The organism is Ruegeria discodermiae (assembly GCF_030758345.1).
Classification (GTDB): domain Bacteria; phylum Pseudomonadota; class Alphaproteobacteria; order Rhodobacterales; family Rhodobacteraceae; genus Ruegeria_C.
Map to the genome: position 1 here is coordinate 1 of NZ_JAVAMO010000055.1, position 1,456 is coordinate 1,456.

Consider the following 1,456-nt stretch of genomic DNA (forward strand, 5'->3'; position numbering starts at 1 on the left):
CAATGAGATGCCGTAACGGGGCCTGCGTCACGCATTGCCGTTGCCACTTGTAAGACCAGCGCCGTGCTGTCGCCATTCCCGTACTGAACCCACATGGAGGACGACGGGATGAGGCTGTTTGTTGGACTGGATGTATCGCTCGCGAAGACTGCGATCTGCGTGATCAGCGAGCACGGCAAGATTGTTAAGGAAGCTGAGATTATGAGCGAACCTGAGGTTTTGTCGCGCTGGCTGGTCGATTTGGATGGAAGCATTGACGCAATTGGTCTGGAGGCCGGACCGTTGTCGCAATGGCTGCACCGTGGCTTGATGGAAGCGGGCTTGGAAGCTGTGCTCATGGAAACGCGCCAGGTGAAGGGTGCCTTGAAGGCCATGCCGATCAAGACGGATCGGCGGGATGCTGAGGGGATTGCACGCCTGCTTCATCTCGGCTGGTTCCGCCCGGTTCACTGCAAATCAGTCTCGGCTCAAGAAACCCGAGCTGTGCTCGGTGCCCGGAAAGCGATTCAACAAAATATGATCGCGCTAGAAATGTCGCTGAGGGGACTGCTGCGAAACTTCGGCCTCAAGGTCGGCGCGATCTCTCGCGGCAATTTCGAAACCCGCATTCGAGAGTTGGCGGATGGTAATCCGATGCTGGAAACCGCGACGGTTCCCATGCTGCGTGCAAGAGCCTCCCTGCGACAGGAACTTGCAGCCCTTGAAAAGCAGGTGCGCCAGTTCGCTCAAGACGACCCGGTTTGTCGCCGCCTGATGACGATGCCGGGGATCGGAGCGGTCGTGGCATTAACCTTCCGTGCAGCTGTCGATGATCCGGCGCGCTTCCGGTCGTCAAAGAGGATCGGTCCTTGGGTCGGTCTGACGCCTTCTCGCAACCAATCCGGTGAACGAGATGTCTCGGGCGGCATCACCAAGGCTGGTGACGTCAATCTGAGACGAGCATTGTGCCAAGCTGCAACCGTCATGATGAACCGTGGCCGCTCTACATGGCTGAGAACATGGGGGGCACAGCTCGCACAACGCCGTGGCCGGAAAATTGCGATGGTTGCTCTGGCGCGTCGTATCGCCGTTATACTTCATCGGATTTGGATCGACGGCACAATCTTCCAATCGGATGCCGCGCCGAATGTCGCCTGAACAAATGTTCCTCCACCCGCTGACTGCTTGATCGTCGGCCTTCGAGGTCCCGCAGGGACGTGGTTCCGATGATGTCGTGGTCTAGACCGTCGCTGACTGCAGTCAAGCACGCCAATGAGATGGGCACATCGGAATTACATCGGACCAGCATCATGTTGGCAACCTAGGCGTTGACCACGTACCGAAGCGTGTACCCGAAGGATCTCAGCCGAAAGCCACGAAAAAGTAGGACGGGCCATTAACAGAGCCAACAAAACCGCCTTGGCGGATCAATTATTCTATTCAAAACTGCTTGACTGGTAAGGCCCCGTTACCGAAG

At 57.3% G+C, this 1,456-nt stretch carries 1 protein-coding gene; it reads left to right on the forward strand.

Annotation, left to right across the window (positions count from 1 at the left end; genetic code table 11):
- Nucleotides 1–108: 108 nt before the first annotated feature.
- Nucleotides 109–1,137 (forward strand): IS110 family RNA-guided transposase, encoded by a 1,029-nt coding sequence (locus Q5Y75_RS28310; RefSeq protein WP_306203640.1) that lies wholly within the window; start codon nucleotides 109–111, stop codon nucleotides 1,135–1,137.
- Nucleotides 1,138–1,456: the final 319 nt, after the last annotated feature.

Bases quoted from the DNA above. Each gene is read 5' to 3' on its own strand.
- Q5Y75_RS28310 (WP_306203640.1), top strand. From the start codon at position 109: ATGAGGCTGTTTGTTGGACTGGATGTATCGCTCGCGAAGACTGCGATC.